This is a genomic window from Methylobacterium sp. Leaf123 (genome assembly GCF_001423405.1).
In the GTDB taxonomy this organism is placed as follows: Bacteria; Pseudomonadota; Alphaproteobacteria; order Rhizobiales; family Beijerinckiaceae; genus Methylobacterium.
The window spans coordinates 13,230-27,790 of the sequence record NZ_LMNS01000010.1; the positions used below are offsets into that span (position 1 = coordinate 13,230).

General features: G+C 69.2%; 10 protein-coding genes and 4 pseudogenes. 4 read left to right on the top strand and 10 right to left on the bottom strand.

The genetic code is table 11. The features are described from left to right. Positions 1-5 precede the first annotated feature (5 nt). The 3 pseudogenes from ASF53_RS26600 to ASF53_RS24865 all read right to left on the bottom strand — a co-directional run. Positions 6-155: pseudogene (locus ASF53_RS26600) on the bottom strand (carbohydrate porin); the annotation flags it as partial. A gap of 1 nt (position 156) precedes the next feature. Continuing rightward, positions 157-807: pseudogene (locus tag ASF53_RS26985) on the bottom strand (carbohydrate porin); the annotation flags it as partial. Position 808: 1 nt separating this feature from the next. Then, positions 809-1,710, bottom strand: a pseudogene (locus ASF53_RS24865) (carbohydrate porin); the annotation flags it as partial. Positions 1,711-2,413: 703 nt separating this feature from the next. Here ASF53_RS24865 and ASF53_RS26605 point away from each other — a divergent pair. Further along, positions 2,414-2,623: a transporter substrate-binding protein gene (locus ASF53_RS26605; protein WP_286134280.1), complete on the top strand. Its 210-nt coding sequence runs from the start codon at positions 2,414-2,416 to the stop codon at positions 2,621-2,623. A gap of 197 nt (positions 2,624-2,820) precedes the next feature. After that, positions 2,821-3,144 carry a hypothetical protein gene (locus tag ASF53_RS09060; protein WP_056197165.1) on the top strand — a complete coding sequence of 108 codons (324 nt, stop codon included), beginning with the start codon at positions 2,821-2,823 and terminating at the stop codon, positions 3,142-3,144. A 28-nt stretch (positions 3,145-3,172) separates the two neighbouring features. On the opposite strand, the pseudogene ASF53_RS09065 reads toward ASF53_RS09060, so the two are convergent. The 4 genes and pseudogenes from ASF53_RS09065 to ASF53_RS09080 all read right to left on the bottom strand — a co-directional run bounded on the left by ASF53_RS09065 (position 3,173) and on the right by ASF53_RS09080 (position 7,667). Further along, positions 3,173-4,136: pseudogene (locus tag ASF53_RS09065) on the bottom strand (TIGR03885 family FMN-dependent LLM class oxidoreductase). 8 nt (positions 4,137-4,144) lie between these two features. Next, the gene (locus ASF53_RS09070; RefSeq protein WP_056197167.1) at positions 4,145-5,995 is read right to left on the bottom strand and encodes a glycoside hydrolase family 15 protein; all 1,851 of its coding nucleotides are present in this window, start codon (positions 5,993-5,995) and stop codon (positions 4,145-4,147) included. Positions 5,996-6,051: 56 nt separating this feature from the next. Further along, positions 6,052-6,945, bottom strand: a complete 894-nt coding sequence (locus tag ASF53_RS09075; RefSeq protein ID WP_056197169.1) for an SMP-30/gluconolactonase/LRE family protein — start codon at positions 6,943-6,945, stop codon at positions 6,052-6,054. A gap of 179 nt (positions 6,946-7,124) precedes the next feature. Then, entirely contained in the window at positions 7,125-7,667 is a 543-nt protein-coding gene (locus ASF53_RS09080; protein WP_156635462.1) for an STM3941 family protein, read from the bottom strand. Positions 7,668-7,998: 331 nt separating this feature from the next. On the opposite strand from ASF53_RS09080, the gene ASF53_RS09085 reads away from it, so the two are divergent. Beyond that, positions 7,999-8,640 carry a hypothetical protein gene (locus ASF53_RS09085; protein WP_156635464.1) on the top strand — a complete coding sequence of 214 codons (642 nt, stop codon included), beginning with the start codon at positions 7,999-8,001 and terminating at the stop codon, positions 8,638-8,640. 117 nt (positions 8,641-8,757) lie between these two features. Then, on the top strand, positions 8,758-10,125 hold the full coding sequence (locus ASF53_RS09090; protein WP_056197175.1) for a cytochrome P450: 1,368 nt from the start codon (positions 8,758-8,760) through the stop codon (positions 10,123-10,125). A gap of 4 nt (positions 10,126-10,129) precedes the next feature. On the opposite strand, the gene ASF53_RS09095 is transcribed toward ASF53_RS09090, so the two are convergent. The 3 genes from ASF53_RS09095 to ASF53_RS09105 all read right to left on the bottom strand — a co-directional run bounded on the left by ASF53_RS09095 (position 10,130) and on the right by ASF53_RS09105 (position 14,327). Beyond that, the gene (locus tag ASF53_RS09095) at positions 10,130-12,670 is read right to left on the bottom strand and encodes a TonB-dependent receptor (RefSeq protein WP_056197178.1); all 2,541 of its coding nucleotides are present in this window, start codon (positions 12,668-12,670) and stop codon (positions 10,130-10,132) included. 110 nt (positions 12,671-12,780) lie between these two features. Continuing rightward, complete coding sequence (locus ASF53_RS09100; RefSeq protein WP_056197180.1) at positions 12,781-13,719, bottom strand: FecR family protein; 939 nt, start codon at positions 13,717-13,719, stop codon at positions 12,781-12,783. Positions 13,720-13,817: 98 nt separating this feature from the next. Beyond that, the gene (locus ASF53_RS09105; RefSeq protein ID WP_056197182.1) at positions 13,818-14,327 is read right to left on the bottom strand and encodes an RNA polymerase sigma factor; all 510 of its coding nucleotides are present in this window, start codon (positions 14,325-14,327) and stop codon (positions 13,818-13,820) included. Between the last annotated feature and the right edge of the window lie 234 nt (positions 14,328-14,561).

A 14,561-nucleotide genomic window follows, 5' to 3' on the forward strand; every position in this document is an offset into this window, starting at 1 on the left:
GAGGATTAGCCCGGAGCGAGGCCGAGCAGGGTGCCGAGCGGGACGACGAGGGTGGCGCCGGCGTAGAAGCCGTCCTTGGCGCGCCGCGCGGTGAAGGGGTTCCAGAACGTGTTCGGGTTGACCACGTACTGAACCACCGGCTCGATGATCACGCCNCTTGGCGCGCCGCGCGGTGAAGGGGTTCCAGAACGTGTTCGGGTTGACCACGTACTGAACCACCGGCTCGATGATCACGCCCGCGCCGACATCGAAATGGGCGTTGGCCTCGAACACGAACTTGTCGCGCGAATACGGGGCCCCCGAACCGCCCGAGATGAAGTTCGCATCCGCCAGGAACTGCGTGTAGTTCTCCGACAAGCGCTGCCAGTTCATCTTCAGCCCGTAGCTGTCGTTGGGCCGGCTCTGGTCGGGCGCGTCGAGGCGCACACCGACGAACGAGTTGAAGCGGATCGGCACCGTCGGGTCGAAGGAATAGCCCGTGCCGGTATAGAACGAGATCGACGTCGGGTGCGGGTTGGTGACCAGGCCGCCATCGGCGCGCCAGACCGTCTGCGTGCCGGTCAGAACGATGCCGGACGTGCCCGATTTCTGCAGAACCGGGGCGCCGGGGTTCAGGCCCTTCGAGGTGCCGAACACCGTCTTGAAGTTGTCGTCGTGATCCGCCGTGTTGAAGAAGCCGGTGAGCGAGGCCCGGCCGGGATAGGCGGTCATGGTGTAGTCGGTCTTGGTGCCGATCTCGGTCATCACCAGCGCGCCCGAGAGCCGCTCGTAGCCGAAATCGTAGCCGGACAGCGCGTTGGTGCCGGGNATGGTGTAGTCGGTCTTGGTGCCGATCTCGGTCATCACCAGCGCGCCCGAGAGCCGCTCGTAGCCGAAATCGTAGCCGGACAGCGCGTTGGTGCCGGGATTCACCGAGAACGCGCCGGCCTGGACGTAGCTCGTCGGCGAGAGCTGATAGGCGGCATTCGCGCCCCAGACCGCGTAGAGCGGCGAGGTGAAACCGGCATTGATGTAGAACAGGTCCTGGAAGCAGGAGTTGATCGAGTTGCACGGCGGCAGGCCGTAATACCGATCGGGATGGGTGCGGCCGACCTCGATGACGAGGCGGTCGTCGAGCAGCTTCTGCTGGTAGGTGAGGCCGTAATACCGATCGGGATGGGTGCGGCCGACCTCGATGACGAGGCGGTCGTCGAGCAGCTTCTGCTGGTAGGTGAGCAGCGAGAGGCGGTTGTTGTTGGGGTTGAACGGCGGTTGGTAGCCGACCGTGGTGTCGCCGATATCGGCGGCCATGTTGAGGTTGCGGACGTTGCCGAAGAAGGTCTGCGTAAACTTGATGGTGCCGCCTGAGATATTGGCGATCCGCTGCATGTCGGCGGTCATGGAGAGGACGAAGTAGGTCGAGTTCGACTGCTCTCCGGTGCGCAGGCCGGCGGAGGGGTTGGCTTGGTAGAAGTTGTAGATATTGATGTCGAAGGTGAGCCCGCGCTCGGCCATGTGGGTGGCCCAGGGGGCGAGCGGGCCGATGCGGATGGGGTCGGCGGGCTTCTCGGCGATGCGCGGATCGGTGCGCGGCTGGGTCTGGTCGTTGAACTGACCCACCGGTGAGGCTTGCTGCGCATAGACGCTCACGGGCAGGCCGAAAGCCAGGGCGCCGAGGAGCGTGCCGGCCGCCCATGCCCTTCGTCCGGGCTGAGCCGATCCTCGTTCCATTCCGTGTCCGCCGCGTCGCATCTTACATTCCCCTTGCTGTGCCGTTTGCGGTCAAGACTTAACTGATCTTGGGGGTTGTCGTGTTGTGCGCCGCACAACCGTACCGACCCTGGATCCGTAGGGCTGCCGAACGCGCCGCAAAAGCCGTTCCACAGCCGATGACCGGTTTCTGGATTTGATCGAATATCCGATAGTCGACGACATCCGCCGCGAAGCCGTCCGATTCTGTTGCAGCATGATCAAACCTCGCGCTTCTGCGTATTTTTTGATCATACTCCCCTTGCTCTACTAGGCTGGCACTGGCGAGCGTATACGGTCAACTCTCAATTTGGACTTTTTGGATTTTGCGGCATCCTGCTTGCGGCGAAGCCACGGCCGGGGCGCGGTGGCCGCCGACCGGCGCATTCTTTGCCTTCTGGAAAACAAGTGCCTTAGCAAAAAATGCGCTCTCGACGTGGTTTTAAGGGGCGCCACAGAGGTTCACTGAAGGAATTCGTATTTACTTTTTGAGCAGCGAAACGTTTGCCGTTCAAAAATGAGGCAATCGCACAATATTTAAGGAGATCGAGGTGGGTCTGATACGTCGAAAGCTTTCGAAACAGTCTTCGCTTGCTGACGCAGCGATCACCGCACCTCTGGCTCCCGACGGCGTAAGGCCTGGGGCGCAACCCTGAAGTAGGGCGAGCCGATCAAGGTCGGGCTCCTGGTCTCCCGCTCCGGCCCGCTCGCGGTTCCGGAGGAAGCCTCAACCCTGGCGATGCAGTCCGCCATCGACGCGATCAACAAGAGCGGCGGCGTCGCCGGGCATCCGATCCAGCCGGTGATCGTCGATGCCAAGCCGGACTTCAGCCTCTACGCGGAGAAGGCCGAGGAACGCATCATCCGCGAGAAGGTGACGCCGCCGCCGCGATGATGCACGCCTGGATCTGCGGCCGTCAGGACGGCGCTGGCGGGCGAAGGGTGTCAGGTCTTCCTGTTCCGGCGTGGACCGACGGGGGCCCCGGTCGTGGGTTAGGAGTGCGGAGCCGCTGCCGAACCGGTCGCCCGCGTGCGGCGAAACGCCGGCCAGTGCGTTGTCGTCGTCAGCCGACCCGTGCCTGGAGCGCCTAGATGTTCGTTCGTGCCGCCCTCCTCATCCCCGTCCTCGTGGCCCTCTCCGCCGGCGCCGAGGCGGCCCCGTTCGACGATCTGAAGGACGATCTCTCGGCCTGCCTGCGCTTCGAGGCGGGCGGGGCGACAGGGCCGCGCTCCGTGCCGATGACCGGCACGCCCGGGCGCGCGCTCCGGAAATGCGCTGGCGAGATGGATCGGCTCGAACGGGCGGATCCGCGCCGGCTGCGGAGCGACCGCGGTCTCAGCCCCTCGACCAGGGCCGTGATCGAGAGCGTGTTCGGGGCCGGCAGCCGCGGGCGGTTTTCCCGCGCGCGGTTCTGATCTCAAGCGGCGTCCGTGCGGCCGTGCGTCAGGCGCCGAACTGGGGCAGCACGCTGCGGCCGAAGGCGTCGATGAAGGCCTCCTGATCAGCGCCCACCTGATGCACGATGATCTCGGCAAAGCCCATCTCGGATAAGTCCGCGAGCCAAGCGGCGTGCTGCCCGAGATCGTCCGAGATCCGCACGCAGGCATGCATATCCTCGGGGCGGACGAAGCGGGCGGCGGTCTCGAAAATGTTCCGGGCGGCGCAGCTCCCAATTCACCTCGCCCTCGATGGCGTTGCTCGACCATTGCGCGTGCGCCTCGGCGAGCGCACGGGCCGGGTCGGGATCCCAGCAGATTTTGGTCTGGAGGAAGACCGGCTTGCCCGCACCGCCGCCCTCGCGGAAGGCCTCGACCACCGGGCGCAGCTTGTCCGGCTCGATCCCCACGGTGACGAGGCCGTCGGCCCAGGCACCGAGGGCGCGGGCACTCGCGGGGGTGACGGCCCCGCCGATCAGGAGGGGCGGGGTCTTGGGCCGCGAGTAGAGCTGCGCCTCGACCACTGTGACGCGGCCGCGATGGGTCACGGTCTCGCCGGCCAGCAGCGCCCGGATGATTGCGGCGCATTCGGCGAGCCGCGCGTTGCGCTCGGCCTTCTCCGGCCAGGGCAGGCCGGTGATGTCCTCGTTGAGGCGCTGGCCGCTGCCGAGCGCCAGCCACAACCGCTCGGGAAACATCTCGGCGAGGGTCGCCGCCGATTGCGCGAGCACGGCAGGATGGTGGCGGTAGCCCGGCGCGGTGATGATGCCGAACGGAAGGCGCGTCGTCGCCATCGCCGCCCCGAGCCAGGACCAGGCATGGCCCGAATGCCCCTGCGCCCGGCTCCACGGCTTGAAGTGCTCCGAGGACATGGCGCAGGCAAACCCTGCGGCCTCCGCCGCCTGCACGTGGCGCAGGAGGGCGGAGGGGGCGTGCTGCTCGTGCGAGGCGTGGTAGCCGATCCGCGTCATTCCCGCTCTCACTCTCCCGCCTCGGCCCCGTCGATACGGGGCGCCCGGCGCGAATCCGTCTCCCGCAGGGAGCGGTCGGCGTAGGTGCCCTGCACCGCCTCGCGGCCGCCATGCTCGTAGAGGTCGAGCATCAGCGCGCTGTGGATGAAGCCGAGATGGCTGAACGCCTGCGGAAAGTTCCCGAGGAAGGTGTCGTCCTCGGCGATCTCCTCGGCGTAGAGGCCGACATCGTTCTGCAGGGCGCGCAAAGCCTGGAAGCGGGTGCGCGCCTCCTCCTCGCGCCCGAGCCAGAGCAGGGCGTCCACGAGCCAGAAGGCGCAGAGCAGGAAGGTGCCCTCGTGGCCGGGCAGGCCGTCGTCGTTCTTGTAGCGGTAGACGAGGGGGCCGTGGCCGAGGCGCTCGATCACCACGTCGACGGTGCGGGCGAAGGCGGCTTCGTCCACGGGGAAGCCGACCATCGGCGCGATCAGGAGCGCGGCATCGACGTCGTCGCCGCCGATATATTGCGGGTAGTAGCCGTCGCGGTGGATCGCCTCGCCGTTGATGCAGGCGACGATCCGGTCGCGCTCGCGGCACCATTCCTCGCGCTCGCCGAACAGGCGGATCGCCCGGTCGAGGGCGACCCAGTTCATGATTGCCGCGTGCAGGTAGCGCTCCTCGGGCTTGCGCGGCTCCCACAGGCCGGCATCGGGCTCGTGCCAATGCGCCGCCGAGACGTCGGCGAGCCGGGCGCCGTGCTTGCGCATCGCCGCCGGCATCGTGCCGCCCAGGCGCTCGTAGAGGTAGAGCAGGTCGAGCACTTGGCCGTAGGCGTCGGACTGATGCTGCTCGGCCGCCTCGTTGCCGTGGCGCACGGGTTTGCTGCCGCGCCAGCCCTCGAAGTGATCGACCTGGATCTCCTTGAGGTCGGCCTCGCCGGAGATGCTGTAGAGCGGCTTCAGGCGGCTCTCCTCCCGCTCGCACAGTTCGGTGACGAAGCCGAAGAAGGATTCCGCCTCGCGGGTCATCCCGAACTTCTTGAGCACGTAGAAGGACAGGCAGGCGTCGCGAATCCAGCAGAAGCGGTAATCCCAGTTGCGGATGCCGCCGATCTCCTCCGGCAGGGAGGTGGTGGCCGCCGCCACGATCGCCCCGGTGGGTTCGTAGGTCAGCCCCTTCAGCACCAGCGCCGAGCGCATCAGCTCGTCCGCCAGCGGGCCGGCATAGGCCGCGCCCTCCGTCCACAGCACCCAGGCCCGGCGCGTCTCCTCCATGAGGATGCGGACATCCGGGCAGGTCTCGGGCGGCGTATCGCGGTAAAGCGCGAAACCGCAGGCCTGCCCACCCTCCAGGGTGAAGCGCGCGGCGGCAAGCTCGCCCTCGGCGGCGAAGTCGGCATCCGCCACGAGGCCGGGGCAGCCCGGCGCCGTGACGCGGTTGCCCGCGATGGCGAGCGGCGCGAAATCCTCGGCGAAGCCCGCCAGCGGGCGATATTCGGCGATCATCGAGACGCAGCCCGAGACGCCGGTGACGAGGCGCACCAGCCGCGGCCGACCCGCGCCGCCCTCGGGCCCGACCATGAAATCGTGAAGCGTCACGAAGCCGGTCTGCGTGGTGAAGGTGGTCTCGAGGACGTTGCTGCGGCTGAGATATTGCCGCGCGGTCTCGAAGCGCTCGGTCGGCCGGATCGTGAAATGGCTGCCGCGGTTGCGGTCGAGCAGACGCGAGAAGGAGGGGTCGGCATCAAAGCGTTCGAGGCAGGCCCAATCGATCGCGCCGTCGCGCGCCACCAGCGCGCAGCCCTCGCAATTGCTGAGGAGCGCGTAGGCCTCGATCGGCTGATAGGGGCGGGTCTGCGGATCGGACATCGTCTCGGACATGGTCGTTCCTGGGGCGCCGCAGGCCGGCCGCCCGGTTTCGGGGGATGAGGGCCGGGTCAGGCGTCGAGGCGGAAAGCCGGCTCGAGCAGGCCACGGATGCCGAGATCGACGAGCAGGGTGCGCCCGTGCTCGGGGTCCGCCGCCCGCGCGGCCTCGTCCATGCCCTCGTAGGCCGTGGTGAGGAGGAGCCGGTCGAGGTCGCGGCCGGCGAAGGTCGGGCAGGTGGGCTGGCGCGCCGGAACGGACACGGTGCGCACCCGCTCGCCCGCCGGGCTGTAGGCGTCGAGGCAGGCGCCGCCGAAGCGCGCGGTCCAGATCAGGCCCTCGGCATCCACCGCCGCGCCGTCGATCCCGCCCTCGCCGCCGCTGTGGTCGTAATGGGTCTCGGGCTCGCCCACGGGCAGGCCGGTGGCGGGGTCGAGGGTAACGCGGCGCAGTACGCCCTCGTCGGTATCGACGAAGTAGCCGGTGGCGCCGTCCGGCGAGAAGGCGATGCCGTTGGGGATCGAGAGGCCGGAGAACAGCCGCGTCACCCGCGTGCCGGCGACGTGGTAGATCGCGCCGCGCTGTGGTTCGGCGTCCCGGCCCATGGTGCCGATCCAGAGCGCGCCGCTCGGATGGACCCGGCCGTCATTGGAGCGGGTGCCGGCATCCTCCGCCTCCAGCGGGCAGAACAGGCTCAGCTTCCCGTCGCGGATCGTGCGGATGTAGAGCCCGTCCTCCGCCGAGAGCAGCTGCCGCTCGGCATCGATGGCGGCGACGTCGCTCGCCATGAACGGCAGGGCGTGCGCCTTGGCCGGGCCGGCGCCCGCGCTCAGGGGCAATTCGAACAGGCGGTACTCCAAGATATCGACCCACCACGCGGTGTCGGTCGCCGGATCGTAGCTCGGCCCCTCGCCGAGATGGCAGCGGGACGGATCGAGGACGCGGATCGATGGAGATGCGGCCAAATCGGAAGCTTCCTTTGACGTCGACGACCGTTGACGCCTGTCGAAAAGAGAAGTTCCGCGCGCTTTTCAAAGACTTAATGCGCGATCTGAGCTTGCCTGTGCTACGTCCGGGGCGAAATTTTCATCCGCTCGCACCGTGCGATCCGGGCTTTGCAGCCGATGGCCGCTCGACCCCGGTCTCACGCATCCGGATGCCAGACCTGTTCGATCGCGGTCAGCACGGCATCGATGCCGCCTTCCACGCCCTGGCCGGAGAGCCAGTAGCCCTCGCCGTACATCCGGTTGAGGCGTGCGCTGACACGGGCGCGGCGTGTCCAGGGCAGAGCCGCCGCGTGGTCCGGCTCCACCGCGATGCGCAGGAAGTGGTGACGGCCGACGGCGACCGCGTCGAGATCCGTGATCGCCGACCACGGAATCCAGTCGCTGGAGAGCCGGCGGTCGAACAGGCCGTGGCGCGAGACCGACACGACCGGACCGCGCCGCAGCACCTCGCGCAGGAACAGGGGAAGGGTCAGGCCGAAGAAGCCGACGCCGACGATCAGGATGAACTGCTCGACGCTGCCGGGCGCAACGATCGGCCCGTCCTCCGGCTCGAGGAAGAGCAGAGCGAGGCAGACGGCGGTGAAGCCGCAGGCCAGGAGCAGGAGGCCGACGAGCCGCCAGCGCGAACCGTGCAGGTCGATGCGCGCGTCCGTCGGGGTGGCGCTGTCGGGTGAGGACACGGGCATCAGACCGGACGGCCCGGCACCTTGGCGAAGAAGGCGCCGAGGGCGGCCAGCGCCACGCCCGCGACCAGCACGGACATCACACCCCAACCGGACCAGATGATCATTGTCGGTCTCCGCGATCATAGCCAAGCGCTTTTGGGCCGGCGCTTTCAGTGCCTCACACAACGTCCGATTACCGATCGCCGCCCCTCAGGGCAGGTCGGCGCAGCGGGTGTTGTGTGAGAAACACGGACAGGCCGTTTCCCGCGCCGCTCGCGTTCCGGCCCAGGCGCCGTGGGACGCGCAGACGTGATTTCGCCGCCGGACAAGGGGTACAGGACCATCCATGAGCCATTTTCGCATGATCTACGAGGGCACGGCCTACGCACCGGAGATCGCCTCGTGCAGCCTCGCGTTGAATGCGGCGGACGGGCGGTGGCGCGGACAGGAGCCCGAGGAGACCGTCGGCCTCACCCTGAGCCTCCAGGGGCAGCCCTTCACCTACGACGTGCCCGCGGACGAGGACGAGCATCTCGCCATCACCCCGACCATGGACACGCAGTGGCTCGAACTGCCGACGCGGCTGTTCGCGGGGCGTGGTCTCGGCAGCCTCGACGGGCTCGATCTGACCTATGAGGGGCCGCGCGCGGTCAACCCGCTCACCGGCGAAACCTGGCGCGAGCCGCCGGGCCTGCTCGGCACCTACGGTAACGAAGCCTTCGGCCCCTGCCGGATCACGGTGGCGCATCGCGGCAGCGACCGCTTCGCCCTGCATCTCGTCGGGCAGACCGAGGCCGGCACCGGCTTCGACGTGGCCGTCGAGACGCCGCTGACGGTCGCGCTGACGAGCTATACCGGACAGGCGGGCGAGGACCGCCTGCGCCGCTGGTTCGATGGATTCCTGCGCTGGGACGACTTTTCCTGGGAGCGGGTCGTCCATCCGGGCGAGGTGCCGCAGCACAGCCTGACCGGCACCTTGCGCGCCTGAGCTCGCCCCTGCGCCGCCTGTTGCCGAGCCCTTCCGCCGTTGCACTCGCCCCGGCGGGTCTCAGCGCCTAGAACGCTTCGCGAGCGCCCGTTCACGGGGGCGAGAGGACGTGACGGAATGGACATGCAGGCTCCGCCCGGCCACGCGGCGCCGCGCTTGGTGCCGCCGGTGCCGGTGCCACCGGAAAAGGACTTGCCGACTCTGCGCTTCATCGCGGCGATGCGGGTCAACGGCATCGATTGCTGGCCGGCCTCCGCCTACGAGGCGCCCCTGCGCCGCCGCCGGCTGCTCGGGCGCACCCGCTTCACCGTCAGCGATCCGGATCTGGTGCGGCGCGTGCTGGTGGACAACGCCACCAACTACACCCGCACCCCGATGACCATCCGCATGCTGCGGCCGATGCTCGGCGACGGCCTGCTCATCAGCGAGGGGACGGCGTGGCGCCACCAACGCCGGACGCTGGCGCCCGCCTTCACCCCGCGGGCGGTGGAGACCTTGGTGCCCCATATCCTGTCGGCGAGCGACGAGGCGGTCGCCGCCCTCGACGGCGCGGCGGCACGGGGGCCGGTCGATCTGTTCCCTGCGCTCCAGCGGCTCGCCCTGGAGATCGCCGGGCGCACCATGTTCTCCGTCGGCATGGCCCGCCACGGCGACCGTCTGCGCGGCTTCCTCGAAGCCTATGCCGCGCGGCTCGGGCGCCCGCACCTGACCGATCTGGTCGTGCCCCTGCGCTTCGCCACGCCGCTCGACCGGGCCCGCGCCCGCTTCCGCCGCGACTGGGTCGCCTTCCTCGATGAGGTCATCGCCGACCGCGACGAGGGCCAAAGCGGACGCGAGGCTGGAGGCGAGGCGCGCGACCTGCTCGACCTGCTGCGGGCCGCCCGCGATCCAGAGACCGGCCGCGGCTTCTCGCATGAGGAGCTGCGCGATCAGGTCGCCACCATGATCCTGGCCGGGCACGAGACCACGGCGGTGACCCTGCTCTGGGCCTGCACCGTGCTCGCGCTCACGCCGGAGACGCAAGGAGCCGTGGCGGCGGAATCGGGGAGCGCGGACAAGCCGTTCACCCGCGCAGTGATCGAGGAGACGATGCGGCTCTACCCGCCCGCCTTCGTCATCGCCCGCCGCGCGCTCGATTCGGACGAACTGGCCGGCGAGACGGTCCGGCCCGGCGACAGCGTGACGATCTCGCCCTGGCTGCTGCACCGACACCGCAAGCTGTGGCGCGACCCCGATGCGTTCGATCCGGGCCGCTTCCTGCCCGGCGCGCCGCCGGTGCCGCGCTTTGCCTACCTGCCCTTCGGGGCGGGGCCGCGGGTCTGCATCGGCGCGGCCTTCGCGCTCACCGAGGCGACGCTGGCGCTGAGCCGGCTCGTCGGGCATTTCCGGATCGAGCGGGCCGATGACCGCCCGGTGCTGCCGGCAGCCGTGGTGACGACCCAGCCCGACCACGCCCCCGCCTTCCGGCTGACGCGACGGGGGTGAGCCCTCAGAAATCCACCGAGGCGGAGAGCAGCACCGTCCGCGGCGTCCCTTGCGCGAGGATGCCGCGCCCCGTCGTCGCCCAGTAGTTGTTGCCCGTCACGTTGACGACGTTGGCCCGGAGCGTCAGCGGCCTGTCCCGGAACAGGGTGGCGTAGCGCAGGCCGAGATCGAGCGTCGCCCAATCCGGAATCTTCTGGCTGTTGGCCAAGTCGTAATACTGCGCCGCCGTGTAGATCACCCGGCCCGTCAGGCTCAGCCCCGGCAGAAGGCTCGGCGGCAGATCGGCCTCGCCGTAGAGGTTGAGCTGCACCTCCGGCACGCCGACCGCGACCCGGCCGACATTGCGCGGGTCCTGCGAGCGCACCTGCACCCCATCGAGCAGGCTGACGCCGCCCAGCACCCGAATGCCCGGCACCGGCTCGCCGAACACGGTCATCTCGACACCGCTGTTGCGCTGGCGCCCATCGACCAAGAACAGCTGAGTGGCCGTGTCGAGGAAGCCGAAGGGCTGTTCGATCTCGAAGGCGGCAAAGCCGAGGCCGACGGTGCCGAAATCGTATTTGGCGCCGACTTCCGTCTGCCGCGAGACCGCCGCGGGGAAGGCGGCGCTGGCGTTGAGCGCGTTCACCGGCGGGGCCGGCGAGGTCAGGCCCTCGACATAGTTGGCGTAGAGCGAGAGCCGTTCCCACGGCTTCACCACGAGGCCGATGCCGGGCGAGAAGGCGCCGCTCTCGCTCGCACCGCTGCGAAAGCCCGTGACGGGATTGTAGGAATTCACATCGAGGCTCTGCCAGCGGCCGCCGACGGTGAGCAGCACCCGCTCGTCGAAGAGCGACATCGTATCGGCGAGGGCGATGCTGCGGTTGATCCGGCTCGACGTGCGCGGCGTCGCGTTCGACAGGCCGACCGTGGAGCGCGGCGCGACAGGGACCGGATCGTAGAGGTTCGACACGATGACCGGGCCGACATTCTGGGCCGGCGGCTGGGCGAGATCCTGCCAGAAGCCGACCGCGGCGAGGCCGAAGCTGTGCCGGATCGGCCCGGTCTCGACGGTGCCGCGCAGGCCCGCCTCGGCGGTCCGGTTGACGATGTGGAACGGAAGGTAGCTGATCGGGTCGCGGTAATCGCCGCGCGCATTGAAGATCGTCAGAACGCCGCCGAAATATTCCTGCCGGAAGTTCGAGCGGCCATAGGCGCCGTAGAGGGTCAGGTCCGAGGTCAGGTCGTACTCGACCCGGGTGGCGATCTGCTGGTTGGCGCTGTCGCGATACTCCCAGGGCTGGTGCTGGTTCAGGGTCAGGTCGGGCGCGCGGGGGATGCGCACGCCCGCCGCGACGTTGCGGTTGCGCAGGGGCGATTGGAAGTCGAGCTCCTGGTAGCCGAGGTCGAGCGCGGCCCGCAGGCGCTCGCCGCGATAGTCGAGGGCGAGGGCGGCGGTGCCGAAATGAAGGCTCTGGTTGTCGATCGGCGTGGCGCCGTTGTTGAACGCGCCGTTGAAGCGGATGCCCCACTCCTTGGCCTCCCCGAAGCGGCGGCTGATATCGACCGCCTTGTAGACCTGCGCATCGGAGGCGTAGCCGAGGGTGACGCGGTTGAGCGGCTCTTCGAGCGCGCGCTTGGGGATCAGGTTGATGACGCCGCCGATATTGCCGAAGGGCGGCACGCCCGACAGCAGGGTCGAGGGGCCGCGCAGCACCTCGACGCGCTCGATCGGCTCGATCGCCGGGTTGAACGCGTCGGCGACGCCGAACAGGCCGTTGAAAGCGATGTCCTGCGCAAAGACCGGGAAGCCGCGGATGAAGAAGCCGAGGATGCCGGAGAAGGCCGGCACGTTGGTGCGGATCGAGGGGTCGTTGTTGACGACGTCCTGAACGTTGCGCGCCTGCTGATCGCGGATGAGCTTCTCCGTGTAGCTCGTCGCGGTGAAGGGCTGGTCGAAGGTGTTGCGGTTGCCGAGCAGGCCGAGGCGGGAGCCCGACGCGACCTGCCCGCCGGCGTAAGGCACCGGCGGCTGGCCGATCGTGCCGGTCGGCGGCGGCAGGCCCGCCGCGCGGGCGGTGCCCCCCGCCCGGCCCTCGACCGCCAGCTCCTCCAGCGTGACGGCGGCCGGTTCATTGCCGAGCTGGACGTAGCGCGGATTGACGAGGGTGATCGTCGAGGGGCCGGCCGCCCGGTAGGTCAGGCCGGTGCCGTCGAGCAATTCGGCCAGGGCGTCGAGCGGCCGGAACGCGCCCTCCACGCCGCGGGTGGTCAGGCCTTCGGTCAGAGCGGTGCGGTAGGCGAGCTTCAGCCCGGCCTGTCCGGCCAGAACCGTCAGGGCCGGTTCGAGCGGTCCGGCTGGGACCGCGACCGGAACCCGCGCCATATCCGTGTCGCCCGCGCCGGACGGTGCGTCAGTGGTGATCGGGACGAGACGAATCCGATCCACGGCGAGCGGGGCCGCGCCCTGCGCACCCGCCACAGCCGTCATGGCGATCAGCGATGCACCTGCCAGCGTGAGATGCCGCGCCTGCCGCGCCCCTCCGCGTCGATCTCCCACCACCATGTCCCACGCCCCTATCCCCGGCCGGGAGCGGCTCTGCCCGCCCCCTGTTTCGGTAGACAGGCGAGCCGCGAAACTCCTGACCTCCGGGGGCGCGTTTTTTCCGATCTTTCTCAGGGGGCCGAGCGCACGACGACGAGCAGCGGGGTCAGGCGGGTGAGCCGGAGCCCCATCGCGGCGGCCAGCACGTCGAGCGCGGCGTCGGTGTCGCGCAGGTCGAGCGTGCCGCTGAAGCGGCGGCTGTCGAGCGCGGAATCCGCCAGCAGGATGCGCCCGCGCCGGTAGCGCTCCAGCTCGGTGAGGACTTGGGAGAGCGGCTGGCCCGAGACGGCGAGTTTTCCCTCGCGCCACGCGATCGCCCGCGCCACGTCGCTTGTGCGGGCGACGGGACGGTCATCCGCACCGCGCACCGCGATTTCGCCGGCCTGGAGCCGCGTCTCGCCGCCTTGCGTCGCGACATCGACGCGGCCCTCGGCGACCCCGACCGGGGTGGCTCCATCGATCCGGACGTAAAAGCGCGTCCCGACCGCTTGGGCCCGCACCCCGTTCCCGCGCACGACGAAGGGGCGCTGGGGGTCGGGCACCACATCGAACACCGCCTCGCCGCGCAGCAGCGCGACGCCGCGCTCGCCCTCCGTGAACCGCAGCGCCAGGGCCGTATCGGTGTTGAGATCGACCCGGCTTCCATCGGGGAGGGTGGTCGTCTCGAAGCCGCCGCGATCGGTCCAGGCATCCGCCCGCATCCGGTCCACCCAGCCGAGTGGATCGCCCAGCAGGCCGGCCAGACCGATGATGGCGGCGAGCGCCGCGAGCCCCTTTGGCACGCCGCGCCGTCGCGGATCGGGCGCCCGCTTCATCGTGCGGCGCCACGCATCCATCTCGGCGAAGGCTTCGGCATGGGCGGGATCGGCCGCGCGCCACGCCTCGAAGGCGCTTCGGTCGGCCTCCGTCGCGTCCGCGGAGGAGAGGCGGGCGACCCAGAGGGCGGCCTCCGCGTAGACCGGATCGTCCTCCGCCTCCTCCGATGCGTCCGGGGGCTCGCGCTCGTTCATCCGGGTCTTCTCGCCGCTCGTCTCGCATGCCCGTGCCGGGCAGGCGCGCGCCGCCCCTCTCATAGAGACCGGTGAGGCCGGAAAACCCTGACGTGGATTTAGAAAAAATCGCGGCAGGTGCGGCGGGTGTAGAGGAGCGCCTTCATCAGGTGCTTCTCGACCATGTTGCGGCTGATCCCGAGCCGGGTCGCGATGACGCCGTTGGGCAGGCCGTCGAGGGTGCTGAGCAGGAACACCTCGCGGCAGCGCGGCGGCAGCCGGTCGATGGCGGCGGCGACCAGGCGCAGTTGCTGGCGCGCGATGACCTGTTGCTCGGGCCGCGCCTGGCCGTCCGCCACTTCGGCGAGATCGAGATCCGTCAGGGAAGAGAACAGCCCCGTCTCGAAGCGGCGCCGCGCCCCGAGATTGAGCGCGACGTTGCGCGCCACGAAGAACAGGAAGATGCGGGGCTGCTCGATCTCCGTTCGGCCGAGCGCCTTCACGAGGCGCAGATAGGTTTCCTGCGCGGCGTCGGCCGCATCGGCCGGATTGCCCAGCAGGCGCGTCAGGAAGCGCTGGAGCCTGACGCCTTCACCCCGATGCAGAGCCTCGATCAACCCTGCCGACATCCCGCGAACCCCGAACCGATGAAGGCGCGCGACGGCACCGTTCCTGCCCGTTACGGGAGACGTAAAAAGCGCAATGAACAAGTCCGGGAGGGCAGTTTGTATGTGTTCCAGAGTATTCTTCGCAATCAAAACAAGCCGTTGAAGGCTTTGCGGGAATCGATTGCCGGAGAGTCTGTTCGTCTATTGCGCCCGTCTTGGGCGGGTCCGCAAAAACGACATATGTTGCCGCCGGGC